The sequence below is a fragment of the Bradyrhizobium sp. CFUWI genome (assembly GCF_056429085.1).
The window spans coordinates 182852-206053 of record NZ_JBWJZE010000003.1 but is presented as its reverse complement, the minus strand read 5'-3'; the positions used below and the strand labels follow the sequence as shown (position 1 = coordinate 206053).

Here is a 23202-nt window from a genome sequence, read left to right as displayed (position 1 = left end):
AGGAACACATGACCGGCGACACCGCAGCCACCATCGCGAAAGCACGCGAGCATTCCATCGGCGATCTGCTGCGCCGCTCGGCGGGACGCGAGCCGGACAAGCTCGCGGTGAGCTGCGGCGACGTGAGCTGGAGCTTTGCCGAGATGGATGCGATCTGCAACCGGCTCGGCCGCGGCTTGCTCGGCCTCGGCGCCGGGAAGGGCGATCGCATCGCGGTGCTGTCGCGCAATTCGCACGCCTTCGCCGTGCTGCGCTTTGCGGCGGCGCGGATCGGCGCCGTGCTGGTGCCGATCAATTTCATGCTCAATCCGGACGAGATCAATTTCATCTTGAAGAGCTCCGGCGCGAAGCTGCTCGCGACCGGACCGGATTTCGTCGAGTCCGCGCGCGCAGCCAGCGCCAAGGGTTGCGCGGTCGAGAACATGATCTGGCTGCCGGGCGAGGATCCCGCGTCGGCGCCCGCGGGTCTTACCACCTTCGACGATCTGCTTGATGCCGACGGCTCGTTCCTCGAAGCGTCGGTCGACAGCCGCGATCTCGCCCAGATCGTCTACACCTCAGGCACGGAATCCCTGCCCAAGGGCGCGATGCTGACCCATGAAGCCGTGATGTGGCAGTATGTCAGCTGCATCATCGACGGTGGCATGAGCGTGGAGGACAGGTTCCTGCACGCGCTGCCGCTCTATCACTGCGCCCAGCTTGACGTGTTCCTGGGACCGCAAGTCTATCTCGGCGCCTCCGGCGTGATCACGGGCAAGCCGACGGCCGACAACATTCTGGCGCTGATCCAGGCGCACAAGATCACGTCCTTCTTCGCGCCGCCGACGATCTGGATCGCGATGCTGCGCTCGCCGAACTTCGACAAGACCGATCTGTCGACCCTGCAGAAGGGCTATTACGGCGCCTCGATCATGCCGGTGGAAGTCCTGCTCGAGCTTCAGCGTCGCCTGCCTGCCGTAAAATTCTGGAACTTCTACGGGCAGACCGAGATCGCGCCGCTCGCGACCGTGCTGCGGCCGGAAGATCAGCTCCGGAAAGCGGGTTCGGCCGGCAAGCCCGTGCTCAATGTCGAGACGCGCGTGGTCAACAATGCGATGGAGGACGTCAAGGTCGGCGAGGTCGGCGAGATCGTGCACCGCTCGCCGCATCTGCTGTCCGGCTATTACAATGATCCCGTGAAGACCGCGGCGGCGTTTGCCGGAGGCTGGTTTCACTCCGGCGATCTCGCCACTGTCGACGACGAGGGCCACATCACCGTGGTCGATCGCGTCAAGGACATGATCAAGACCGGTGGCGAGAACGTCGCAAGCCGCGAGGTCGAGGAGATGGTCTATCGCATTCCCGCCGTGTCGGAGGTCGCCGTGGTCGGCCTGCCAGATCCGCGCTGGATCGAGGCGGTGACGGCCATCATCGTGGTCAAGAGCGGCGAAAAGCTCGACGAAGAAACCGTCATCAAGCATTGCGCCGCCCAGATGGCGCATTTCAAGGTGCCCAAGCGCGTCATCTTCGTCGATGCCTTGCCGAAGAATCCGAGCGGCAAGCTGCTCAAGCGCGAGCTGCGCCAGCGCTTCGTCGGCGGCGAGACGCTCGACAAGGCGGTGCAGAAGAGCTTTGGCACCTGAGCGGCAGCGCTTCCCCGGACGCGCTGCGCCTGATGCAGCAGGGCGGCCATTTCGGCAAGATCGTGCTCGAGTTCGCCTAAAGCGTGATGCGATTAGGATGGATCGTCATCGCGCTTTAGGTTGTTGTTCAAGCATGATCTTTTCGGAAAACCGCTGCGCACTTTTCCGGATCATGCTTTAGCCGGCCTCGCCGGAAAGCTTCCGGACGTCGTCCGGGGTCTGTCCGAAGCGGCGGCGAAACGCGCGATGAAAATAGGAGACGTCGTGGAAACCCGCGAGCTGCGCGATCTCGATGATCTTGCGGGTGCGCATGGCGGGATTTCGAAGTAGGCGCTCGGCGCGCAGCAAGCGTTGCTCCAGCACGAAGCCGCTATAGGTGATGCCGGCCTGCTCGAACAGCAGCTGGATCGTACGTGGGCTGATTCGATGAGCGGCCGAAAGACCGGTGAGCGACAGCCCGGGGCTGTCGAGCTGCGCCAGGATATCTGACTTGAGGGTTTCGAAGCGCGCCGCTGCAAGGCCGCGCAGGCGTGCCTCCTCGGCGGCATCGCCGCGTGCTCCGATCATCAGCACGGCGAGGTCGAACAGGTGCTGCGAGACCGCGTCGAGCTCGGCCGGGGCGAGCTTGTCCGAATGCGAATGCGCCAGGTCATAATATCGCAGGAACATCGATGTGATCGGCCTGGTGCCGGGGATCGGCTGCGCGATCAGGTCCTCGGCATTCGGGCACGCGCGCAGCAGCGCCTTGCGGGGCAACAGTGCGGTCTGAAAGTTGCCATAGGCCATTTGACTGACCCTGGCCCCCCTGATCGACGGATCTCCGATCGTGAGGTCGCCGGCCGCGACGTTCAGCGGGCGCCTGCCCATGGTTCCGCTCAGCGCCGAATTCGGTGACATGACGACAACCAATTCGTCGTTGGTGCCCGTGGACACGAAGCTCATCGGCGTACCGTAGGAGGCGGACAGCCTCAGGCGCGGAAGGATGGCCGGCGTGATTGTCCGGTGCACTGGGCCGTTCCCGATCGGAACGAAATCGGTGCCCATCACCTTCCGGCAGAACTGCTCGCGCCACCCCTCATAGGCCGGCCCCGTCGGATCGCCGCTGAATGAGAGTTGTGGCTGTGTCATCGATCGGAAGCGCAGGTTTGTCGGTGATCTGGAGGAAGGTTGTACCGTCAGGCCGGTGCACCGCAACGGCAAAAGCGCGGGATTGCGTGATAAACCACTCGCGATGACGCGCGCAGACCGCGACCCGGTGCCGCAGTTCGGCAGGCCGGGATCGCACGAGCGCTTCTGCGGCGTTCGCGCGATGGCGAAGCTCAGTACTTCTTCACCACCGCCCCGAACGCGAACCACAGCACCATCGACGCGACGCCAAAGCCGCCAAGCAGCAGGAAGGTCGGCCCGTAGCCGATCCATTGCGCGACCCAGCCGCCGAGCGCGGGACTGAGGCTGGCGCCGACGCCCTGCACCGTGATCACGGCGCCCTGGCCGAGATTGATGCGACCGGTGCCGTTGAGTGCGCGCGCGACCATGCCGGGAACGGCGACCGTCTGCAGGCCGGTGCCGATGCCGTCGAGCACCTGCATCGGCACCACGCCCCACCATCCCGTGACGAAGAACGCCAGCACGCCGCGGATCGGCAGGAACATGAAGGATATCAGGATGACCGGCCAGTAATTGCGCTTGCTCGCGGCCTTCATCGCGATCAGCGAGGTCACGATCATCACGCCCTGTGCGATCACCACGGTGGTTGCGACGAAGCTCGGGCCGTTGGCCTGCCCTTCGGCCACCGCGGCTAGTCCGTAGAGCGGGACGATGGCGGCGTTGCCGAGATGAAAGAGCGCGAGGGTGAGAGCCAGCACGAGCAGAGCCCGGTGCTTGAGCAGCATCGTCATCGCATCCGGCGGAGCCTTGGAGTCGTCCTCCTTGCTGCCGCGCGCGGCGCGGTCGTCGATTGCCCTTGCGGGGATCATCAGGACGCAGGCGATGGCGATCGCGCCGAATACGGCCGCCAGCGCGAAGACGGCGACATAGCCGAACTTGTAGCCGAGATAGCCCGACAATGCCGCGCCGACCATGTTGCCGGCGTGGTTGAACGCCTGGTTGCGGCCGTTGAGCGCGTTGAAGCCCTTTTGCTTGGCGATGCCGAGCGTGATGCCCGTCACTGCCGGCACGATCGCGGCGCTCGCCAGCGATTGCGCGACCTGGGAGAACGTCACCGCCCAGAAATTCTGCGAGATCAGGATGATGGCGGAGGCGAGAACGACGCAGATGCCGGGAATGACGACCCACAGGCGCTTGTTGCGGCTGGAATCGATGAAGCCGCCGATCGGCGTCGTGACCAGCATGCCGGCGACGTTTCCGATCGTCATCGCGGTGCCGATCAGCCCGGTCGCCCAGCCGCGCTCCTGGAGGAAGACGCCGACGAACGGCCCGATGCCCGACTGCATGTCGGCCATGAAGAAGTTGAGCGCGAACAGAGGCCAGATACGGGACGGGGAGGGAGGCCGCGATGTCATCGATACCCAAGCATGCTGTTCGTCTGTCGTGATCCTCTTGGCCAATCGATCTGGCGTTGGTCTGAACGTAACGGGCGCTCGCCGCGTTGGTTCCCGTCACTCCTGATGCTCATCGACCTTGCTGAAAGCTTGTTCGCAATGTCATCCTGCGATCTTCCCACGGAGCTCGAACCATGCCTCTCTGGACCTGCGAAACCTGCGGCGCGCAATTCCCGAACGGCGGAAATCCGCCCGCCTCCTGCGTGATCTGTGAGGACGAGCGGCAGTTCGTGAACTGGAAAGGACAGACCTTTCTCACGCGCGAGGAACTGGCGCGGGAGCACCGAGTGGTGGGCCGCGACGATCTTGGCCTCACCGGCATCGGCCTGGAGCCGAGCTTCGCCATCGGGCAGCGCGCGCTGCTGGTGCCTCAAGGCGACGGCTGCGTGATGTGGGATTGCATTCCGCTCGCAGCCGATGAAGCCATCCAGTACGTCGCAGCCCTCGGCGGACTGAAGGCAATCGCGATCTCGCATCCGCACTATTACGGCGCGGTCGCCGACTGGAGCGACGCCTTTGGCGGCGTGCCGGTCTATCTGCATGCGGACGATCGCGCATTCGTCACGCGACCGCATTCTTCGATCGTGCACTGGACGGGCGAAAGCCATCGGATCTTCGACGATTTGCTGCTGCTGCGAACCGGCGGTCATTTCGCCGGCGCCACCATGCTGCACTCGGCGCGCAGTGCGGACGGCAGGGGCGCGCTGCTCACCGGCGACATCGCCCAGGTGACGATGGACCGTCGCTTCGTCAGCTTCATGTACTCCTACCCCAACTACATGCCGCTCAATGCAGCCGCGGTGCGGCGGATCGCGGCAGCCGTCGAGCCGCTCGCCTTCGATCGCATCTATGGCGCGTGGTGGGGACGCAACATCGCCAGCGGCGCCAAGGCCGCCTTCGCGGCGTCGGTTGCGCGCTATCTGGCAGCCATCGCCTGAGCCGGATTTATCTTGCTCGTCTTAAATAACTGTACTATAAGTACAGTATAAACGATGACGCAGATACGAGCCCGGCATGATCGATGCATCGTGGAAGCCGCGGCACCCTGCGGCCGCGTGAGCGGGAGTTGGACGCATGACGGGGCAGCAGGACTACGAGATTTTCGACGCCGGCGACGTCGTGCTGCAATCCGGGGCCGTCTTCCCCTCGCTGAAGCTCGCCTACAAGACCTATGGCACGCTGACCCCGGCCAGGGACAACGTCATCCTTTATCCGACCTCGTTCGGCGCGCAGCACGTCGACACCGAATGGCTGATCGGGCCCGACGGCGTGCTCGACCCCACGCGCTACTTCGTCATCATCCCGAACCTTTTGGGCAACGGCCTGTCATCTTCGCCGTCGAATACCCCCGCGCCATTTCCCGAGGTGACCTATCACGATGCGATCGCGGTCCAGCACCGCCTCCTCACCGAGCGCCTTGGCATTTCGAAGCTGGCCATGGTCTATGGCTGGTCGATGGGCGGCATGCAGGCCTATCACTGGGCGGCGCTGCATCCCGAGATGGTTGAGCGCGCGGCCGTGGTCTGTGGCAGTGCGCGTTGCGCGCCCTACAATTACGTCTTCCTGGAAAGCGTGAAGGCCGCGCTCACCGCCGATCCCGCCTTCCGCGACGGTCGCTTCGCCGAGAAGCCGGTCGCCGGCTATCGCGCCATGGGGCGGGTCTATGCCGGCTGGGCGATGTCGCACGGCTTCTATCGCGACGAGCTCTGGCGCGAGGCCGGCTTCACCTCGCTGGAGGATTATCTCGTCCGCACCTGGGACGCGACATTTGCCCGGCGCGACGCCAATGATCTCCTGGCGCAGGTCGGCATCTGGCAGAACGGCGATATCAGCCGCTGCGCGACGTTCGCAGGCGATTTCGATCGCGCGCTGGCGGCAATCAAGGCCCACATGCTGCTGATGCCGGGCGCGACCGATCGCTATTTCGACCTGCGCGACAACGAGGACGAGCTCGGCCGGCTGGTGAACGCGAAATCGGCCGTGCTGCGTCCGATCCCGTCGCTGCATGGCCATCGCGCCGGCAACCCAGTCAACAATCCGCGCGACCAGGCCTTCCTCAAGGCCGAGGTCGCGGCGCTTCTCGGCAAGTAGGACAGGCATTTCGATCATGACCGATGCGACCGTTTCAGAGACTGGCAACCGCCTGAAGCCGCTGACGCCGGCGATGCTGCGCGAATTGTCGGTCCGCTCCGATCTCAGGGGCGCCATGCAGACCCTTGGCCATTATGGCGCGATCGTGCTGGTGGGCGCGCTGATCTCTATGGTTTCGTCGAGATGGGGCGTGCTCTGGGCGCTGCCATTGATGGCGGTGCAGGGCTATGTCGTCGCCTTCCTTTTCATGGCGGTGCACGAGACCGCGCACAAGACCGCGTTCAGGAGCCGCGGCCTCAATCTCGCCGTGGGCCACGTCTCGGCCTTCATCATCGGATTGCCTTACGAATATTACTGCCAGTTTCACTGGGATCATCACCGCTACACCCAGGATCCTGACAAGGATCCCGAGCTGATCGTCGGGGTGAAACCGACATCCGACACGCAGCTCGCGATCGCCTATAGCGGCCTGCTCCAAGTCGCCGGCCGTCTCAGGCTGATGCTCGGCCATGCCATCACCGGCAGGGTCACCGTGCCCTGGATCCCCGAGGGCAAACGCGCCGTCATCGTGACAGAGGCGCGAGCCTATGTCGCGCTCTATGCTCTGCTGCTCGCGCTCTCGCTGTGGTTCACGTCAGCGCTGCTGCTCTGGGTCTGGATCGTCCCGCTCATCATCGGGCAGTTCTTCCTGCGGCCCTATCTCTATGCCGAGCATACCGGCTGCGAGCGCACCCGCAGCGCTTTTGAGAACACGCGCACCACCTATACCGCCGCGTTCGTCAAATGGTTCGCGTGGAACATGCCCTACCATGTCGAGCACCATGCCTACCCCTCGATCCCCTTTCATGCGCTGCCGAAGCTGAACGCGATCGTCGACGGCGAAATCGTCCATCGCGGCCACGGCTACATCACAACGACGCGCGAGACCTGGGCCTGGTTTCGCCGGCAGCGGCAGGCTGCTTCATCGACGCAAAACTCCGGCCGCGATGCGACCGGAGCTTTGTCGTGAAATCGAGATATCAGTAGATTCCGTAGGCGCAGACGTTCACGACGCGCACGCGCAGGCCGTGACGGGTCCGGACCAGGCGCTCCTGGTAGCAGTTGCTGACGCCGGTGTTGAGGTAGATGCCGCCGAAGCCCCAGCCGGGACCCCAGTGGTGATGACCATGATGGTGATGGAAGCCGCCGGCCGAAGCGGCGGTGGGGGCCAGAGCGGCAACGCCGAGCGTACCGGCGGCGATCAGACCAAGAGCAAGCTTACGAAACATCTTCATTCTCCATTTGGCGCTAGGGCCGTTGTTGTGTCCCTGCATCTCGGTCGGGCCGAGATGCGATCGCGTTCACGCGGGATGAGGAGAATCGTGTTTCAGGATTGTTTCGTGGCCTGCGGCGAAATGTGCCGGCGTCATGTTTTCCGCGCCGCGCGATAGCGCGCGGCCATCGCCTGTGTCAGTTCCGTCATCCTGTCGCGAAGATCGGCGGGCTCCAGCACTTCGGCCTCGGGGCCCAGCCGCAACAATTCGGCTGCGGCGTGCCAGGATGTCTTGCCGACAGGCACGCGCGCAATGCGCCAGCCGTCGGCATCACTGGTCTCTGCGAGCTGCGTGCGTGCCTTGACGTAAGGCTGGCTCAGTGCGTCGAGCAGCTTGACGCCTAACGGAGAGAGCCGCACCACCGCGACATTGGGATGCATCTCGGCCTCGAGGCGAAGCGTCGCGGCCTGCCAATAGGCGGCAAGATCGAAATCGGCGGGGCGCTCGAAGTTTTCGTCGAGCGCCGTGCAGTCGAGCACGCGCGCGACGCGATAGGTGCGCACGGTGGCATCGACCTGACCCGCGAGGTACCAGTTCCCGCCCTTCAGCACGAGGCCGAGCGGCGCAAGGCGGCGCTGCTTCTCGGAACGCCAGCTCTGGTAGCGGATTTTCATCAATGTCCCGCGCAGCACCGCGCCGGCGATGGTGCGCAGATGTTTTGGTTCTTCCGCCTCGCCAAACCAGCCCGGCGCATCCAGGTGAAAGCGCTCCTGCATCCGGCTGGCGTCCTCGCGCAGATGGGCAGGCAGCGCCGCCATCAGCTTATTCTGCGCGGCGATCATCGCCGCATCGAGGCCGAGGGCGGCCGCAGGGCCAGGCAATCCGGTCAGGAACAGTGCGCCGGCCTCGCTCTGCGACAGGCCGTTCAGTCGCACGCGATAGCCGTCGAGCAGGCGATAGCCGCCCTCTGCGCCGCGGTCGGCGTAGACGGGGACGCCCGAGGCCGCGAGCGCGTCGATGTCGCGATAGATCGTGCGCACCGAGACCTCGCAGGCCTCCGCAAGCTCGGGCGCGGTGACCTGCCCCCTGGCCTGGAGGGTGGTGAGGATCGACAGCATCCGGCTCGCGCGCATGATTTCCTTAAACCATACCTGACAGAGGATGTCAGGTATGAGCCTCTACAAGATGCGCCTCGCCAGAGAGCGCCCCAGGAGAACCTGCCATGACCGATCCGAACCGCATCACGCTGTATTACTCGCCGCAAAGCCGCGCCACCGGCACGCGGGTGCTGCTGGAGGAACTGGGCGCGCCCTATGATCTCCACGTCCTCAACATGAAGGCCGGCGAGCAGCGGAAGCCGGCCTATCTCGCCATCAATCCGCTCGGCAAGGTCCCGGCGATCCGCCACGGTGAGGCGCTCGTGACCGAGCAGGTCGCGATCACCATCTATCTCGCCGATCTCTTCCCGCAGGCGGGTCTGACGCCCGCGCTGAACGATCCCCTGCGCGGCCCATATCTGCGCTGGATCGCCTATTACGGCTCATCCTTCGAGCCGGCGCTGATCGACAAGTTCATGCAGCGCGAGCCGGCGCCCATTACCCAGTCTCCCTATGCCGACTACGACACCATGCTCGGCGCGCTTGAAGGGCAATTGTCGAGGGGGCCGTATCTGCTCGGCGAGCGCATGACGGCTGCCGATGTGTTGTGGGGCGTGGCGTTCAGCTGGACCATGATGTTCGGCATCGTGCCGAAGAAGGACGTCTTCGTCCGCTATGCCGAGCGCATGACCTCGCGACCGGCATTCCAGCGCATCAATGCGGCGGATGAGGAGATGGCCGCGCAGCATGCCAAGGCGATTCCGAGCTAAGCTGTCACGCCAACCTCCGCCGTCGTCCCGGATCTGCGCGCGCCTGAGGCGCGCTTGTCCGGGAAGCGGTGGGTTTGGCTCCCTCAAAACCTCGGCGCTCTCTTCTCCGCGAACGCCTTGATGCCTTCCTTGATCTCCTCGCCGCGCATGCTGTCGCGGTGGCGCTGGTCGGCGGCGCGATCATCGAGCTCGCCGCGGGCGAATTCGTTGATCGCGCGCTTCATGCCGCGCATCGCCTGCGGCGCGTTGCCGGCGAGAACCGTGGCGAGCTGGTCGACCTCCTCGTCCAGGAACTCCACCGGCACCATGGCGGTGAGATAGCCGATGCGCAGCATCTCCGGGGCGGTGATCTTTTGCGCGGTCAGGAACAGTCGTTTCGCGTTGTCGACGCCGAGGCGGGTGACGTAGCGCTTGATGCCGCTCCGGTAATAATGCAGCCCGAGCCGCGCCGCCGGCATGAACATCTCGGCGGTGTCGACACCGATGCGGAAATCGCAGGCGAGCGCGAGATCGGTCGAGCCGCCATAGACGCCGCCGTTGAGCCGGCAGATCGTCGGCACGCCGAGATCCTCCAGCCGGTTGACGACGAGTTCGAAGGCAGAGCCCGCGCTCTGCTGCTCGTTTGCGCTGACGGCGCGCTCGGCGACTGAGTTGAGGTCATACCCGGCGGAGAAGGCGCGGCCGGTGCCGGTCAGCACCAGCACCCGGATATCAGGATCGGCCTCGATCAGGTCGAACAGCCGGACGAGCTCCTCGAGGTCTTCCGCCTGGAGCCGGTTGAGATGCTTCGGCCGGTTGAGGCGGATGGTGGCGCGCGCGCCGTTGCGTTCGAGCAGGGGGCCAGTCGCTGCGTCGGTGATGTCCGACATTCTTGTCTCCATCTTACTTGTTTTCGAGCGCGCGGCGTTTCGCCTCGGCGTCGATGGTCTCGGCGAGATCGGGGTGCCGTGCCATCAGCACCCGGAAGTCGACGAGGTCGAGCACCAGCAGCCGCGACACTTTCGTGGTCGAAACGTTGGCGCCACGCTTGTTGTTGCCGAGCAGCGCCATCTCGCCGAAGAAGGCGCCGTCGCCGAGCTGAACTTTCTTGCCGGGCAGCTCGACCTCGACCTCGCCGGCGGCGATGAAATACATGCAATCGCCCTGCGTCCCCTTGCGGATGATCGTGGTGCGCGCCGGCAGCTCAATGGTCCGCAGCATATGGGTAACGTCGGCGATTGCAGCGGGTCCCAGAGTTGCGAAGAACGGCACCTTGCTGACGGATTCCCAGGTCTTGAGGAAGTTGTCGCGCCGCGTCTCGGCGGCAAATCCGGTCGCCAGGATACCGGTCCAGAGGCCGAACACACCGAGGCCGGAGATCATCACCGCGGCCGCCACCAGGCGCCCGAGCGGCGTGACCGGCACGACGTCGCCGTAGCCCGTCGTGGTCAGCGTCACCACCGCCCACCACAGCGCGGCCGGCACGCTGCCGAACGTCTGCGGCTGCACGTCCCGCTCCAGGAAATATTCGGCGACGGAGGCGAGGAAAACCACCATCAGGAAGATCACGAGCACGCTGGCCAGAGGTCCGGATTCCAGCACCAGCACGCGGCGAAGCTGCCGCAGGCCCGGAATGCCCGGCACCACCTTGAGCACCCAGAGCACGCCGAGCAGCCAGGCCGTCCGGGGCTCGACGCCGAGAACCAGCGCGACCGGCACCGCCAGAGCCCCGATCGCGTCGACCAGCCCGGCGGAAGAGGACATGTACAGCGAAAGCCGCCCATGCTGCGTCATGTGGCGCAGCCGGACCAGCCATTCGAATATGAAATAGGCGAGGCAGGTCCAGAGCAGAGCGCTGATCCAGCCGTGCGCCTCGTGGGCCCGCTTGTCCGACAGCAACACCATGCTGAGCACGCCGACGGTGACCGCGACATAGGCCGCCTTGGTCATGTTGCGGCCGGCCGTGGCGGCCGCAAACTGGGCCAGAGCGGAAATCAGCGGCTTGGACATGCGGGAGGGCGGCTCGGTCTCTGGACAAATCTTCGGAATCCCGGCTGGGACGTCGGCGCCAAAGTGCCCGCCCCGGCGGGGGCCGTCAACGACGGGCGGGGGTATGATAAGGGGGAAGCCACAACCCCAGCCCCGTGCCCCGGACGCAGCGCAGCACGTAGTGATGCGCTGCAGAGCCGGGGCCCAGCAGCAGCGCATCCCGATCCCGCGGCTCCTGGGTCCCGGCTCTGCGCGGCAGCGCCTTTGGCGTTGCGGCTTGTCCGGGACAAGAATGGCGGCCCCAAACGACCCGGCTTCTCAGGCGCTCTGGGCGGTCTTCACCATCACGACATTGCTGTCGTCGTGCGGGGCGGGGCCGGCACCCGGCGCCGGCTTCCCGGTCTCGTTGGCATGGCGTTTCAGATAGTCGCGCCGCATGCCGATCTCGTCGCGGACGAACTCGTAGCCGAGCTTGAAGGTGTCGAGCCCATCGGTACTGATCGTGCCGTCTCGTAGTCCGATGACGGCGCCGCGCAGGATGCCCTCGAGCTCGTCCTGAAGACATTCGAGCTGATCCAGCGAGTGGGCGTGCTCGATCCGCTCGCCGATGTCGAGGATGGCGGTGGAGAGTTCGCTGGCCTTCTCCGGCGCGATGCGGGTGATCTTGGCGTAGATCGCGGCGAAGATCGAGCCGATGACGCTGAGCGCGGCGGCGCCCACATACATCAGATCGCTGTACTTATCCATGAACGACTTGGTGTCGTCGTTGATGTAATCGGCCGCGCCCTGGTGCGCGATCACGAAGGCGTCCTTCTCGACAGAGGCCGGCTCGATCCTGGTGGCAAAGCCGTTGTCGAGCCCGAGCGCGGCTTTGTTCTCGTAGACGATGCGGGCGAGCTCGCCTGCCGCGGTCGGGGACATCCTGGATTGTGCGACCAGCAGCCATTCCAGCCCGATCGTGTCGAGGTCGTCATCGGGAATTTTCGGGGATGTCGATAGCGTGCCTGCCGTCAGCGTCTCGCTGGAAATGCCGGGAAGCTTGCGCGCCAGCGCCTTGGCCTCGTCGATCGCGTTGAGCGTGAAGCCGCCGCGCCTGGCGACCTGCTCATAGGCCTTGTCCCGCACCGCCCCGGAGGCATGGACGATGGCGATGACCGCGCCAAAGCCGTTTGCCGGTGCGAACAGCTTGTCGAGCGTTGCGCCCTGCGGCGCCATCTGGATCTTCGCCGCGTCCGGACCGTCGGGGATATCGAGAATGCTGCGGACGAAGGCGAGGGAGGATTCGCTCTCGGCGAAAACGGCGACCTTCTTCTTCTTCAATTCGGCGATCGATTTGATCTTCTTGTTGCCGGGACCGAGCAGAAGCACGAGATCGTGCTCGAGGATGGCAAGCGTGCGCGCCCGCAGCGGGACCTTGGCGTCGGTGCGCAGGACGGCAAGGTCGGCCTGCTTGCGGTCGAACTGTGCGAGCGCCTTGGCGTTGTCGGCGTTGTTGACGATCTTGATCCGGAAGCGCGAGGCGTTGGACGTCAGCACCGTGGCGAGCTTGGCCGCGAACAGCGCTTCGTCGCTGTTGGGAGCGCCGACGGCAAAGGTCAGCGTTTCCGAATTGTGCAGCATCGCGCGGCCGCCCCAGACGGTGGCCAGCGACAACAGCAGGGTCAGCACGACGTAGAGGAAGACCTGCTGCTGATTGGTCTTGATCACCTTGGGGCGCCGGGGCGGCGGTTCGGTGAGCGACGAGGTCGGGCCTTCAGTACTCATGGCAGCACTCTGGCCTTATTGTTTCGGTGGCGGGCGGCTCGCCGATGCGATCGCGGGGAGCGCCCTTAATTCGTAAACGCCTGAAAAAAGAAAGATATTCTCTATCCGCGATGATAGCGCGAAGGTCACGGAAAGCAAATTTCGAGCCGAAGGTAACCTTACGCGAGGCTTCCACGGCGATGGGGCGTCCTATGCCCGGTTAGCCACACTTGGCGAATTTCCGGTTCCCCCGGCTGCATTCCGCCGCGGGAGATGGCATAAATCGCGCCTCCCGGCGATTTGACCGGTCCAGAACTGGGTCCAAGAATAAGTTGCGCTGAACGCTCCAATCTTTCTTGTCACGTCAATGAGGGCGTCAGCCTTGTCGTTTCCACCCCTGTCATCGGCGATTCCGGTCGAAGCGCTCATTGGCTGGATGTTGCTGCTCACCTTCAAGCACATCATCGCCGACTTCGTCCTCCAGACCGCCTGGATGGCGCACGGCAAGGACCAGAAGCACGGCTGGGCCCTGCCGCTTCTGGTGCACTGCCTCGTTCACCTTGCGGTTGCGCTGCCGCTGATCCTGATCGTGGCGCCGAAATTCTGGTTCGTGGCCTTCATCGACTTCGTGATCCACATCACGATCGACCGTGCCAAGGGATTCGTCTCGGCGAATTTCGGGGTCGACCTGGCGCATCCCTGGTTCTGGACCCTGATCGGCGTCGATCAGGCGCTGCATCATCTGACCGGCTTCGGCCTTTCCATCTTCATGGCGGCGAACTGACGGCTGCGAAGTCATTCCGGGGCGGTCCGCAGGACCGAACCCGGAATCTCGAGATTCCGGGTTCTCGCTTCGCGAGCCCCGGAATGACGGCAAGCAGCAATTCCCGCCGCCCCACCAATTCGCGGCGCACGCGCGAGCACCCCGGGTGACTACCGGCCAGCGTGGTTAACCTTTCATTAGAGAATTGCGCTGCATCTTCCTCACACGAGGGAGAACTGCAATGTTTTCAAGCCGCGACGCCTTTGAAAGCGATTTCTGCCCGGTTCGCGACGAGCTCCTTGGCGAGATGTACCGCGCCAGCGAGAGTGGCCTGCCGAGGTTGGTTGAGAGTGTTTCCCCTGACGCGCGCGCCAGGCTGGCGCTGTTCTGCTATCGCCGCAACCATCTGCATTCGCTCGCGGTCGTGATCGCAGCGAGCTGCAGCGAGCGCGACCTGATCGAGAACGGCGGCCGTGTCGGCTCGACGCTCTATGCGCTATCGCGGGAAGGCGCGGCGAAAGCCTCGCCGTCGCTGTCGGGCGGCCGCAAGCCGATCACGCTGTCGACCAAGCCGCTCTCGGTGCTCGCACCGCTCGAGGACGAGCTCGACGACGAGATCGGCGAAGCAGTTCCGGCCTAAACGATAGCGATAGAAGGCAACCCGAACTTCCGCCGCGCCATCGCGCATTCGGCATCGCCCGGCATGCAGGTGCGGCACACCTCCGGCCGCATCGCATAGATGCCGCACGCCGTGGCTTTCCCGATGTCCCCCTGCAGGGCCGAGCAGCGATCGCCCTCGCAACGCATGCCGGACTGGCGTTCGTTGACCAGCGTCTCCGGAATCGCAGCAAGCTCCTCCTCGCTCTCGATCGAGAAGCGCGGCCAGTTGGCCGAATAGCCGCAGCACGCGCCGCAACTCTGGCAGCAGCTCGACGGATCGATGGGGGAGCTCTCTTGCATCTTCGTCACGTGTCCTTTGGCGGGCCCCAGACCAGGCTCTGACGCCATCTTGCGCGCAGCACGTCGCGTCGTTCCGGATATTTCTCGTCGAGATAGTTCGCCTCCACGACGCGGTCGGTGCGGAAGCTGCGGAAGTCGCCGCGCAGCTCGCACCAGGCGGCGAGCAGGCGCACCGCTTCGAGATAGCCGACCGAGATCGGCCAGATCGTGCGCTCGCTGGCGCGGCCCTGCTCGTCGCGATAGCGCAGCATGATCTTCTTGCCTTCGTGGATCTGGGTGCGGGTGCGCACCATGTCCAGGCGGTCCGGCTCCCTGTTCCAGCTTGGGCGTGCGCGGCTCGCCGGCTCCAGCACGAAGGGGCGCAGTCGCTCAGGCACGGTGTCGGCGATCTTGGCCATCAGATCTTCGGCCGCGCGCGCCAGCGCCGAATCGGCATGGCCGGCGACCCATTGTGCGCCCAGTACGGCCGCCTCGATCTCGTCGGGTGTCAGCATCAAGGGCGGCAGGTCAAATCCCTTCTCCAGGATGTAGCCCATGCCGGCTTCCCCGCGGATCGGCACGCGCTGGCCGATCAGCGTTGCGATGTCGCGATAGATCGTGCGCTTCGAGGTCTCGAGCTCGGCCGCGATGGCGTCCGCCGTCAGCGGCTTCCGCGTCCGCCGCAGCACCTGGATGATCTGAAACAGCCGGTCGGCGCGTCTCATGACAATTCTCTTATCGGTGGTCTTTTCAGAAGGCGGCGCGCGGCTGCTGACAGGATGTTGGCAGCAGGGGGGTTCTATACCGGGACAACACATCGACTGAAGGGGATTTGTCCATGATCATTCCAACCCATTTCGGCCCGGGGATTCCGATGCTGCGGGCACAGGCGTGGTCCGTATCGGCATTCGGGCGCCTCGTTTCGCTCGATCTCATGGCCTTCGACCTCCGGTTTGCCCTCGCAAGCGTCGTGGCACGCTTGCTGACCCAGGCCGCGGACGCGCTGGTCCGCCACGTGATGGGCCGCGCCTGGCGCGGGGCTCGCTTTGCAGAAGATATCACGGCTGCTGCCACCATGGTGGCAGCAGCCGGTCGCTAGGTTCCGCCAACTTTCGAGAGAGGTTCAGGAGAGCTCGCATGATCACGCTTTACGGCTTTGGCACCGGCTTCGGCCTGCCGGAAATCAGCCCCTTCGTCACCAAGACGGAGGTGCAGCTCAAGATGGCGGGGCTGCCCTATCGAAAGGAGCGGGCGATGCCGCCGGCCTCTCCCAAGGGGCAATTGCCGTTCATCGACGACGGCGGTGAGGCGGTGGCTGATTCCACCTTCATCCGCGCCCATATCGAGCGCCGCTACGGCTTCGATTTCGATGCCGGCCTGTCGCTGGCCGAGCGTGCGCAGGCCTGGGCGTTCGAACGGATGATCGAGCACCATATTTATTGGGGACTGGTCGGGGCACGCTGGGTCGATCCGGTGAATTTTGCCAAAGGACCCGCGCATTTCTTCGATGGCGCACCGGAGCACAACCGCGAGAAGCTGCGCGAGGATGCGCAGTTCCGCGTCGCCGAGAACTATCTGCTGTCCGGCCTCGGCCGCCACGCGCCCGATGACGACGTCGACCTCGCCGTGCGCTCGCTGTTTGCACTCTCGGTGCAGCTCGGCGACAAGGCGTACCTGATGGGCAACAAGCCCTGCGGCGTCGATGCTACCGCCTTCGGTATGCTCGCCGGCATCCTGACGCCGTTCTTCGAATCGGCCTTGCGCGAGCGCACCGAGGCATTTCCGAACCTCACCGCCTTTGTCGACCGCATGATGGACGACTACTATCCCGAGTTCGCCTGGACCCCGTTGCGGCAGGCGGCGTGAGGCGGATATTGTTTCCGCATGCACGGTGCACCTCTCCCGCTTGCGGGAGAGGTCGACGCGCTCGCAGAGCGCGGCGGGTGAGGGCTCTCTCGGCTGGGAGACTTTCTCGGCAAGCCTCGGGCAATCCCAACGCGGAAGCACCCTCTCCCCGACCCTCTCCCGCAAGCGGGAGAGGGAGCACATACCGCCGCCGGGGTTTCGGGCTATCTTCAAACGCAAGACAAAAGAGCCGGCCCATTGGGCCGGCTCTCGTCGTCTCAACTGCTGGCTGGGCCTACTTCACCATCGAGTACTTGCCGTCCTTCACCGTGAGCAGGATGCGCGAGCGCTCGTCGAGGCCGTAGCGGTCCTTTTCGGTGAAGTTGTAGACGCCCTGGCTGGCGGCCAATTCCTTCTCCGTCAGCAGCGCCTGGCGGATGGCTTCGCGGAATTCAGGCGTGCCGGGCTTGGCCGTCTTCAACGCAGCCGGAATGACGCGCTTGAGGATCTCGAACGCATCATAGGAATGGCCGGCGAACTGGCTGCGGCTGTTCGGACCGTACTTGGCCTCATAGGCCGAGTTGAGCGCGAGGCCCGGCTTCTTGGTCAGGGCGCTGTCCGGCTGTTCCTCGGGGGCCATGACGGGACCCGAAGCCATCAGCACGCCTTCGGCCGCTTTGCCGGCGATGCGGATGAAGTCCATGCTGGCGGCGCCATGAGTCTGGTAGATCAGGCCCTTGTAGCCGCGTTCGCGCAGCTCGGTCTGTGGCAGCGCGGCCGCGGTGCCGGACGCGCCGACCAGGATCGCGTCGGGATTAGCGGCAACGAGCTTCAGCACCTGTCCCGTCACGGACGTGTCGGGACGGGCGAAGCGCTCCTCGTCGACGATCGTCATGCCCATCGGCACGGCCTGCGCCTTGAGGTCGTTGAACCAGAGGTCGCCATAGGAGTCGGAATAGCCGATATAGCCGAGCGTCTTCACGCCCTTGGCCTTCATGTGGTCGTACAGCACCTTGCCGACGATCGGGATCGGCTGCGGCATCGCCACCGACCACTTCATGCGCTCCGGCGTGATCGGGAACGGCGCCAGGCCGAAATGCGGAATGCCGGCTTCGTTGGCGACGTTGGAGACGGCGATGGTCGGCGGCGTCAGCGCCGAGCCCATGATGATGTCGGCCTTGGATTCGGTCACGAAGCGGCGGGCGTTGGTGGTTGCAGTGGTGGGATCGCCGCCGTCGTCGAGCACGATCACCTTCAGCGGCACGCCGCCGATCTCCTTCGGCACAAACTCCAGCGCATTGCGCTCGGGAATACCCAACGCGGCACCGGGGCCGGTCGTGGTGGTGGTGATGCCGATCGTGACTTCGCTGGTCTGGGCCAATGCGGGCAGCGCCGGCAGGGCAAGCGCCGCCGCGGTGATGGCGGCAGTCAGGTAAAAGCGTTTCATCTATTTCCTCCCTTTACGTGTTTCTTTGAAAGCAGAAATCGGGGGGTAATTCAGCCCCCTCTTTTGGTGATGCGGCGATTTAGCTTCCCGTGAATTTGGCTACCATTTCCGCCGGGAATGGTGCCGATTTCAATTTGTCTGGGTTAACGGGATCGCGGCCGACCAGAACGCGGGTCTCGAACCCTTCGATCGCCAGCGCCTCGCCCTTGTAGACGTTGTGCTTCACCTCGAAGCTCGAGCGTTTGATGCTCTCGATTTTGGTTTCGATGGTGATCCAGTCGCCATAGGTCGAGGGGATGTAGAACTTGGCCCGCGTGTCGACCATGGGGATGCCCACCAGGCCGTATTTGCGGACCAGATCCTGCTTGGAGAAGCCGGCGACCTCGAACAGGGTCGAGGTCGAATCGTCGAACATCGCGAAATAGCGCGGGTAGTAGACGATGTTGGCGGGGTCGCAATCACCCCACTGGATCTGGACCTCGCGCCGGTTCACGAACATGGGCGGCGCCTTACTTCGGCGCCATACGCAGCGAGCCGTCGAGGCGCACCACTTCGCCGTTCAGATAGGCGTTCTCGACCATGTGCAGTGCGAGCGCGGCGAATTCGTCGGCTTGGCCGAGCCGCCGCGGAAAGGGGATGGCGGCGGCGAGCGAGTCCTGGGCTTCCTGCGGCAGGTTGGCGAGCAGCGGCGTCAGGAACAGGCCGGGTGCGATGGTCAGCACGCGGACGCCGAACTGCGCCAGTTCGCGCGCGATCGGCAGGGTCATGCCGACGATGCCGCCCTTGGACGCCGAATAGGCTGATTGCCCGATCTGGCCGTCATAGGCGGCAACGGACGCGGTGTTGATGATGACGCCGCGCTCGCCGGTCGCCTGCGGCTCGAGCTTGGACATCTCGGTCGCGGCAAGGCGCAGCATGTTGAACGTGCCGATCAGGTTGACCTTGATCACCTTGTCGAAATCGGCGAGCGCCATCGGGCCGTCGCGGCCGACCACGCGCTTGGCAACGCCGATGCCGGCGCAATTGACCAGCACGCGGGCCGGGCCGTGGGCCTTCGTCGCCTGCGCGATCGCGGCTTCAGCGGAGGCGGCATCGGAGACGTCGCAGGTCACGGCGACGCCCTTGATCTCGGCGGCGACCGTTTCGGCGAGCTTGGCATTGAGATCGAACACCGCGACCTTCGCGCCCTGCGCCGCCAGCTTTCGCGCGGTGGCCGCGCCCAGTCCCGATGCGCCGCCGGTGACGATGGCTGCCTGATCCTTCAACAACATGGCGTTTCTCCTTCGATTCTAATTCAGACGCGATCGTATCCAAGCGCTCGATGCGCTCCCTCGCCCCGCTTGCGGGGAGAGGGTTGGGGTGAGGGGGACTCTCCGCGGAGACGGCGAGAGTGAGACTCGCGGAGAGTCCCCCTCACCCGAATTTGCGCGTTGCGCAAATTCGACCTCTCCCCGCAAGCGGGGCGAGGTGAAGGAGCAGCCGATCGGTTCATTCCAATTGTCATGTTATCCGACCGATATCACACGGTTGGATGGATTGGCAGCGTAGAGCTCCTCGATCAATTCGGTGCGGTGCTCCAGCACGGCGCGCTGGTTGATCGAACCCTTGTCGGTGACCTCGCCCTTGTCGATCGAGAGCGGCGTGTCCATCAGGATCGCGCGCGTGATCCGCGTCGAGGATCCGGTGGCTTGGCTGAGGAAACGGGTCAGGCGCTCGCGAAAAGCCTCGCGTACCAGGCGGTCGCGCGTCGCGACGACGAGATCGTCGGCCGGCAGCGTCGGGTTGATCAGCCGGCAACCGTCGAGGTCGAGCACGACCAGCGCCGAGATCTCGTCGCGGTTGATGCCGGCGATGACGACGTCGCGCACCAGCGGGGCGCAGGCGGCCGTGAGGCGCGCGCGTAACGGGCCGACGCTGACCCAGGTGCCGCTGGCGAGCTTGAAGTCTTCGCCGACACGGCCGTCGAAATCGAAGCCGGCGTTGAGATCGTCGGGATCGGCAGGCTTGAGCGCATCGCCCATCTTGTAAAATCCTTCCTCGTCGAAGGATTTCGCGCTGATGTCGGGCTGGCGCCAGTAGCCGGGCATGACGTTCGGCCCCTTGGCCCGCACCTCCAGCTTGCCGTTGTTCGGCACCAGCTTGGCGTCGTTGCCCGAAACGGGCAGGCCGACATGGCCGGAGCGGCTGGTGCGCGGATTGACCGACATGAAGAACGGCGCGGTCTCGGTCGCGCCCAGCCCGGTCAGCATCGGCACGCGATAACCTTTTTCCTTCACCGCGAGCTCGTCGAGGCTGTCCCAGATGAACGGCGAGAGCGCGGCGCCCGAGAAGAACATCGCGTGCAGGCGGTCGAAGAATTTTGCACGCAGGCCCTGGTCCTCGCGCAAATAGGGCAGCAGCGATTCATAGCCTTTGGGCACGTTGAAATAGACCGTCGGCGAGATTTCCTGGAGATTGCGCACGGTCTCCTCGATGCCGCCGGGCATCGGCTTGCCGGCGTCCAGATACATCGAGCCGCCGTTGTAGAGCGTCAGCCCGATATTGTGGTTGCCGCCGAAAGTGTGATTCCAGGGCAGCCAATCGACGATGACGGGCGGCTCGTCCTTCAGGAAAGCGAGCGTCTCGCGCAGCATCACCTGGTTGGCGCAGATCATGCGCTGGGTGTTGATGACGGCCTTCGGATTGCCGGTCGAGCCCGAGGTCAGCAGGAATTTCGCGATCGTGTCGGGACCGATCCTGCCATGGACGTCGTCGAGATCGCTGCGGATCGGTGTCCCCATGAGGTCGGCGAGCAGCGTGACGTCACGGCCCGGCACGCCGCCATACGAGGCGGCGATCTCGGTGCCGAGCGAGACATTGGCGGCGAGCGCATCGGCGAACTTGTCGGCATCCTCGGCGAAGACAAGGCCGGGCGTCAGCAGCTTCATCAGATAGGACAGCTTGCCGTAGTCCTTCGACACCAGCGAATAGGCCGGCGACACCGGGCAGAACGGAATGCCGGCATAGAACGCGCCGAACGCGAGCAGGGCGTGGTCGATCGAGTTGCCGGAGAGGATGACGACCGGCCGCTCCGCCGACAGGCCGCGCGCAATCAGGCTTGACGCGATGTGCCGTGCCGCGACGAGCAGCTCGGCGTAAGTGATCTTGCGCCAGCCGCGGCCGCCTTCGCGCTCCGCCATGAAGACGCGATCCGGCGTGGTCGTCGCCCAATGATGCAGGCGGTCGGTGATGCGGACCGGATAATCGCCGAGCGGCTGCTTGGGCCGGAGGTAGATCGTGCCGTCGTCGCGCCGTTCGATGTTGACGGCGGGATCGCCGAACGAGATGGGCCGCAGCGGGAAAGTGCTCGCGCCGCGCTCCGTGCTGGAAGAGGACGGCTGTGCGCTCATGGCTTCGGCTTTACCTTTGCGGTCTTGTGCTCGAGGAATTCACGGATCCGGCGTTTTGCCTCTTTGTCGCTCTGGGCCACGGTCGCCATCAGCGATTCCATCAACAGACCGGTCTGCGGATTGGCCTCCGCGATCATCGGCAGGGCCTGGAGCACGGCGAAATTGGTCAGGGGCGCGTTGGAGGCGACTTTGGTCGCAAGCTCCATCGCCTTGCCGAGCGCGTTGCCAGCTTCCGTCACATATTGCGCGAAGCCGTAGGACGCGCCTTCGGTCGCGCTATAGACGCGGCCCGTCAGCATCATGTCCATCATCCGGGCGACGCCGATCAGCCGCGGCAGCCGCACCGAGCCGCCGCCGCCGACGAAGATGCCGCGTTGTCCCTCCGGCAGCGCGAAATAGGTCGAGGGCTCGGCGACGCGGATATGCGCCGAGCAGGCAAGTTCCAGCCCGCCGCCGATCACGGCGCCCTTCAGCGCGGCGATCACGGGCACGCGGCTGTACTGGATGCGGTCGAACACCCGGTGCCACATCTGGGAATGCAGCAGGCCGCCTGTCGCGTCGTGCTCGGTCAGCTCGGAGAGGTCGAGGCCTGAGGAGAAATGGTCGCCGACGCCGTGGATGACGACCGCGCCGATGTCCTCGGGCAGGGACGCAAAACACTCGCCGATTTCCAGGATGATGCCGTCGTTGAGCGCATTGCGCTTGGCCGGCCGGTTCAGACCCACGGTCAGAACCCGGTCCACCCTCTCGATCCGGAGTAGCCCGGAGGCGCCCGCGGCAGCGGGCTCGGCGTTTCCCTGTGTCATTTGCGTCCTTGTCAGAATAGTTATGTTGTATAACGAATTCTGGTGGAGTCAAGGAGGGGCGCGTTCCCGATCCACTCCCTAGGGGCGGGCGGGGGACCCCGGGGCTCGGCCGGACTTCCCCTCGCTAGCTAGCCCATTGCAACGCCATCGCCCTTGGTCCCGTGCTCGCGCTGGTCGAGCCAAAGCGTGCCGAACGCGAACGCCAGCCAGCCCAAATCGTAGGCGACCCCCATGAGCAGAATGATCCAGCCGGGAAGCGGTCCGACCGCCGCGCGATCGACAAATTCCGCCAAGCTCGCTGCGGGCGTCGGATGGATTGCAATCTTGCCGTAGTAGGCCACGGCCTGGATGGCGAGGATCCAAACGTAGTTGCGTCGCAGCCGCCGCCCCGCAGCGCGGACGAACGAAATGTGATGGCGGGGCGCGGTGTAATCACGCGCAAGAACCGTCTGCCAGCCGTCATCGTGCGCTTCGCCCGTGAACATCGGCGCGTAAAAATTCTTCTCGATCCAGCGGGCGCGGGCGCGCCAGACGTTGAAATAGCGATAGCGCCGCGCCTCCATCGCGAGGAACGCAGCAAGCAGCAGCCCGACGAGCACGAGCGGCAGCGGAGATGCTTGCGGGCTCGAAAAGGTCGTCGACAGCGCGATGCCCATCGTGACAATGGCCCAATTGGTCGTGTTATCGAGTCGCGTTCGCCAGATCGTCGAGCGATAGACCTCGCCCCGATAGAGATGGGCGATGGCGCCCATCTCGGCAGGATCGAAGCTGTGTCGTGGATTTGAGTCGCTGGAAGCCATGAGGGACATGGTGGCACTCCCGTGGTCTGCGCAATCTTGCGCAAGTCGTATCCTGAACCAGCTCAGAGCCGCGTCATAGGCGGATTCAGCTCTCACCTTCAATGAGCT

At 64.8% G+C, this 23202-nt stretch carries 24 protein-coding genes; 9 read left to right on the top strand and 15 right to left on the bottom strand.

Features of this window, described 5'->3' with window-relative positions:
- The first annotated feature begins 8 nt into the window (after positions 1-8).
- On the top strand, positions 9-1622 hold the full coding sequence (locus AC066S_RS08315; RefSeq protein WP_478269398.1) for an acyl-CoA synthetase: 1614 nt from the start codon (positions 9-11) through the stop codon (positions 1620-1622).
- A 177-nt stretch (positions 1623-1799) separates the two neighbouring features.
- On the opposite strand, the gene AC066S_RS08310 is transcribed toward AC066S_RS08315, so the two are convergent.
- Positions 1800-2750, bottom strand: coding sequence for a helix-turn-helix transcriptional regulator (locus AC066S_RS08310; RefSeq protein WP_478269397.1), 951 nt, complete (start codon positions 2748-2750; stop codon positions 1800-1802).
- A 191-nt stretch (positions 2751-2941) separates the two neighbouring features.
- Positions 2942-4144, bottom strand: coding sequence for an MFS transporter (locus AC066S_RS08305; protein ID WP_478269396.1), 1203 nt, complete (start codon positions 4142-4144; stop codon positions 2942-2944).
- Between the two features lie 173 nt (positions 4145-4317).
- On the opposite strand from AC066S_RS08305, the gene AC066S_RS08300 reads away from it, so the two are divergent.
- From AC066S_RS08300 to AC066S_RS08290, 3 genes are all read left to right on the top strand, one after another.
- Complete coding sequence (locus tag AC066S_RS08300; protein ID WP_478269395.1) at positions 4318-5121, top strand: MBL fold metallo-hydrolase; 804 nt, start codon at positions 4318-4320, stop codon at positions 5119-5121.
- Positions 5122-5257: 136 nt separating this feature from the next.
- The gene (locus AC066S_RS08295; RefSeq protein WP_478269394.1) at positions 5258-6274 is read left to right on the top strand and encodes an alpha/beta fold hydrolase; all 1017 of its coding nucleotides are present in this window, start codon (positions 5258-5260) and stop codon (positions 6272-6274) included.
- A 16-nt stretch (positions 6275-6290) separates the two neighbouring features.
- Positions 6291-7283 carry a fatty acid desaturase gene (locus tag AC066S_RS08290; protein WP_478269393.1) on the top strand — a complete coding sequence of 331 codons (993 nt, stop codon included), beginning with the start codon at positions 6291-6293 and terminating at the stop codon, positions 7281-7283.
- Positions 7284-7293: 10 nt separating this feature from the next.
- Here the strand turns inward: AC066S_RS08290 and AC066S_RS08285 are convergent, their stop codons facing one another.
- Positions 7294-7542 (bottom strand): hypothetical protein, encoded by a 249-nt coding sequence (locus AC066S_RS08285; protein ID WP_035997328.1) that lies wholly within the window; start codon positions 7540-7542, stop codon positions 7294-7296.
- Between the two features lie 137 nt (positions 7543-7679).
- Positions 7680-8660 (bottom strand): helix-turn-helix transcriptional regulator, encoded by a 981-nt coding sequence (locus AC066S_RS08280; RefSeq protein WP_478269392.1) that lies wholly within the window; start codon positions 8658-8660, stop codon positions 7680-7682.
- Between the two features lie 89 nt (positions 8661-8749).
- Here AC066S_RS08280 and AC066S_RS08275 point away from each other — a divergent pair, with 89 nt between their 5' ends.
- Entirely contained in the window at positions 8750-9394 is a 645-nt protein-coding gene (locus tag AC066S_RS08275; RefSeq protein WP_126259656.1) for a glutathione S-transferase family protein, read from the top strand.
- 83 nt (positions 9395-9477) lie between these two features.
- Here the strand turns inward: AC066S_RS08275 and AC066S_RS08270 are convergent, their stop codons facing one another.
- The 3 genes from AC066S_RS08270 to AC066S_RS08260 form a co-directional block, all read right to left on the bottom strand.
- Complete coding sequence (locus AC066S_RS08270; protein WP_478269391.1) at positions 9478-10263, bottom strand: enoyl-CoA hydratase/isomerase family protein; 786 nt, start codon at positions 10261-10263, stop codon at positions 9478-9480.
- Between the two features lie 13 nt (positions 10264-10276).
- Positions 10277-11383, bottom strand: a complete 1107-nt coding sequence (locus tag AC066S_RS08265; RefSeq protein ID WP_478269390.1) for a cyclic nucleotide-gated ion channel — start codon at positions 11381-11383, stop codon at positions 10277-10279.
- Positions 11384-11680: 297 nt separating this feature from the next.
- Positions 11681-13126: a TAXI family TRAP transporter solute-binding subunit gene (locus AC066S_RS08260; RefSeq protein WP_478269389.1), complete on the bottom strand. Its 1446-nt coding sequence runs from the start codon at positions 13124-13126 to the stop codon at positions 11681-11683.
- Between the two features lie 415 nt (positions 13127-13541).
- On the opposite strand from AC066S_RS08260, the gene AC066S_RS08255 reads away from it, so the two are divergent.
- A complete protein-coding gene (locus tag AC066S_RS08255) occupies positions 13542-13889 on the top strand; it encodes a DUF3307 domain-containing protein (RefSeq protein ID WP_049820470.1) in 348 nt (115 codons plus the stop codon).
- Positions 13890-14109: 220 nt separating this feature from the next.
- A complete protein-coding gene (locus AC066S_RS08250) occupies positions 14110-14508 on the top strand; it encodes a hypothetical protein (RefSeq protein ID WP_164718860.1) in 399 nt (132 codons plus the stop codon).
- Here the strand turns inward: AC066S_RS08250 and AC066S_RS08245 are convergent.
- Together AC066S_RS08245 and AC066S_RS08240 are read right to left on the bottom strand one after the other, a co-directional pair.
- On the bottom strand, positions 14505-14828 hold the full coding sequence (locus AC066S_RS08245; RefSeq protein WP_164718861.1) for a YkgJ family cysteine cluster protein: 324 nt from the start codon (positions 14826-14828) through the stop codon (positions 14505-14507). The genes AC066S_RS08250 and AC066S_RS08245 overlap by 4 nt on opposite strands.
- A gap of 5 nt (positions 14829-14833) precedes the next feature.
- A complete protein-coding gene (locus tag AC066S_RS08240; RefSeq protein WP_126259662.1) occupies positions 14834-15532 on the bottom strand; it encodes a helix-turn-helix transcriptional regulator in 699 nt (232 codons plus the stop codon).
- 113 nt (positions 15533-15645) lie between these two features.
- On the opposite strand from AC066S_RS08240, the gene AC066S_RS08235 reads away from it, so the two are divergent.
- Positions 15646-15906: a hypothetical protein gene (locus tag AC066S_RS08235; RefSeq protein WP_126259663.1), complete on the top strand. Its 261-nt coding sequence runs from the start codon at positions 15646-15648 to the stop codon at positions 15904-15906.
- 38 nt (positions 15907-15944) lie between these two features.
- A complete protein-coding gene (locus AC066S_RS08230; protein ID WP_126259664.1) occupies positions 15945-16673 on the top strand; it encodes a glutathione S-transferase family protein in 729 nt (242 codons plus the stop codon).
- A 274-nt stretch (positions 16674-16947) separates the two neighbouring features.
- On the opposite strand, the gene AC066S_RS08225 is transcribed toward AC066S_RS08230, so the two are convergent.
- The 6 genes from AC066S_RS08225 to AC066S_RS08200 all read right to left on the bottom strand — a co-directional run bounded on the left by AC066S_RS08225 (position 16948) and on the right by AC066S_RS08200 (position 23046).
- The gene (locus tag AC066S_RS08225) at positions 16948-18099 is read right to left on the bottom strand and encodes an ABC transporter substrate-binding protein (protein ID WP_126259665.1); all 1152 of its coding nucleotides are present in this window, start codon (positions 18097-18099) and stop codon (positions 16948-16950) included.
- A 79-nt stretch (positions 18100-18178) separates the two neighbouring features.
- Positions 18179-18598 carry an acyl-CoA thioesterase gene (locus AC066S_RS08220; protein ID WP_061029942.1) on the bottom strand — a complete coding sequence of 140 codons (420 nt, stop codon included), beginning with the start codon at positions 18596-18598 and terminating at the stop codon, positions 18179-18181.
- Positions 18599-18608: 10 nt separating this feature from the next.
- Positions 18609-19370: an SDR family NAD(P)-dependent oxidoreductase gene (locus AC066S_RS08215; RefSeq protein ID WP_126259666.1), complete on the bottom strand. Its 762-nt coding sequence runs from the start codon at positions 19368-19370 to the stop codon at positions 18609-18611.
- A gap of 234 nt (positions 19371-19604) precedes the next feature.
- Positions 19605-21488 (bottom strand): feruloyl-CoA synthase, encoded by a 1884-nt coding sequence (locus AC066S_RS08210; protein ID WP_478269388.1) that lies wholly within the window; start codon positions 21486-21488, stop codon positions 19605-19607.
- Positions 21485-22294, bottom strand: a complete 810-nt coding sequence (locus AC066S_RS08205) for a crotonase/enoyl-CoA hydratase family protein (protein WP_126259668.1) — start codon at positions 22292-22294, stop codon at positions 21485-21487. The genes AC066S_RS08210 and AC066S_RS08205 overlap by 4 nt, the downstream gene beginning before the upstream one ends.
- 128 nt (positions 22295-22422) lie before the next feature.
- Positions 22423-23046, bottom strand: a complete 624-nt coding sequence (locus tag AC066S_RS08200; protein WP_235884909.1) for a DUF2270 domain-containing protein — start codon at positions 23044-23046, stop codon at positions 22423-22425.
- Between the last annotated feature and the right edge of the window lie 156 nt (positions 23047-23202).

Coding starts and splice junctions, on each gene's coding strand:
- AC066S_RS08315 (WP_478269398.1), top strand. CDS start 9: ATGACCGGCGACACCGCAGCCACCATCGCGAAAGCACGCGAGCATTCC.
- AC066S_RS08310 (WP_478269397.1), bottom strand. CDS start 2,750: ATGACACAGCCACAACTCTCATTCAGCGGCGATCCGACGGGGCCGGCC.
- AC066S_RS08305 (WP_478269396.1), bottom strand. CDS start 4,144: ATGACATCGCGGCCTCCCTCCCCGTCCCGTATCTGGCCTCTGTTCGCG.
- AC066S_RS08300 (WP_478269395.1), top strand. CDS start 4,318: ATGCCTCTCTGGACCTGCGAAACCTGCGGCGCGCAATTCCCGAACGGC.
- AC066S_RS08295 (WP_478269394.1), top strand. CDS start 5,258: ATGACGGGGCAGCAGGACTACGAGATTTTCGACGCCGGCGACGTCGTG.
- AC066S_RS08290 (WP_478269393.1), top strand. CDS start 6,291: ATGACCGATGCGACCGTTTCAGAGACTGGCAACCGCCTGAAGCCGCTG.
- AC066S_RS08285 (WP_035997328.1), bottom strand. CDS start 7,542: ATGTTTCGTAAGCTTGCTCTTGGTCTGATCGCCGCCGGTACGCTCGGC.
- AC066S_RS08280 (WP_478269392.1), bottom strand. CDS start 8,660: ATGCGCGCGAGCCGGATGCTGTCGATCCTCACCACCCTCCAGGCCAGG.
- AC066S_RS08275 (WP_126259656.1), top strand. CDS start 8,750: ATGACCGATCCGAACCGCATCACGCTGTATTACTCGCCGCAAAGCCGC.
- AC066S_RS08270 (WP_478269391.1), bottom strand. CDS start 10,263: ATGTCGGACATCACCGACGCAGCGACTGGCCCCCTGCTCGAACGCAAC.
- AC066S_RS08265 (WP_478269390.1), bottom strand. CDS start 11,383: ATGTCCAAGCCGCTGATTTCCGCTCTGGCCCAGTTTGCGGCCGCCACG.
- AC066S_RS08260 (WP_478269389.1), bottom strand. CDS start 13,126: ATGAGTACTGAAGGCCCGACCTCGTCGCTCACCGAACCGCCGCCCCGG.
- AC066S_RS08255 (WP_049820470.1), top strand. CDS start 13,542: ATGTTGCTGCTCACCTTCAAGCACATCATCGCCGACTTCGTCCTCCAG.
- AC066S_RS08250 (WP_164718860.1), top strand. CDS start 14,110: ATGTTTTCAAGCCGCGACGCCTTTGAAAGCGATTTCTGCCCGGTTCGC.
- AC066S_RS08245 (WP_164718861.1), bottom strand. CDS start 14,828: ATGCAAGAGAGCTCCCCCATCGATCCGTCGAGCTGCTGCCAGAGTTGC.
- AC066S_RS08240 (WP_126259662.1), bottom strand. CDS start 15,532: ATGAGACGCGCCGACCGGCTGTTTCAGATCATCCAGGTGCTGCGGCGG.
- AC066S_RS08235 (WP_126259663.1), top strand. CDS start 15,646: ATGATCATTCCAACCCATTTCGGCCCGGGGATTCCGATGCTGCGGGCA.
- AC066S_RS08230 (WP_126259664.1), top strand. CDS start 15,945: ATGATCACGCTTTACGGCTTTGGCACCGGCTTCGGCCTGCCGGAAATC.
- AC066S_RS08225 (WP_126259665.1), bottom strand. CDS start 18,099: ATGAAACGCTTTTACCTGACTGCCGCCATCACCGCGGCGGCGCTTGCC.
- AC066S_RS08220 (WP_061029942.1), bottom strand. CDS start 18,598: ATGTTCGTGAACCGGCGCGAGGTCCAGATCCAGTGGGGTGATTGCGAC.
- AC066S_RS08215 (WP_126259666.1), bottom strand. CDS start 19,370: ATGTTGTTGAAGGATCAGGCAGCCATCGTCACCGGCGGCGCATCGGGA.
- AC066S_RS08210 (WP_478269388.1), bottom strand. CDS start 21,488: ATGAGCGCACAGCCGTCCTCTTCCAGCACGGAGCGCGGCGCGAGCACT.
- AC066S_RS08205 (WP_126259668.1), bottom strand. CDS start 22,294: ATGACACAGGGAAACGCCGAGCCCGCTGCCGCGGGCGCCTCCGGGCTA.
- AC066S_RS08200 (WP_235884909.1), bottom strand. CDS start 23,046: ATGGGCGCCATCGCCCATCTCTATCGGGGCGAGGTCTATCGCTCGACG.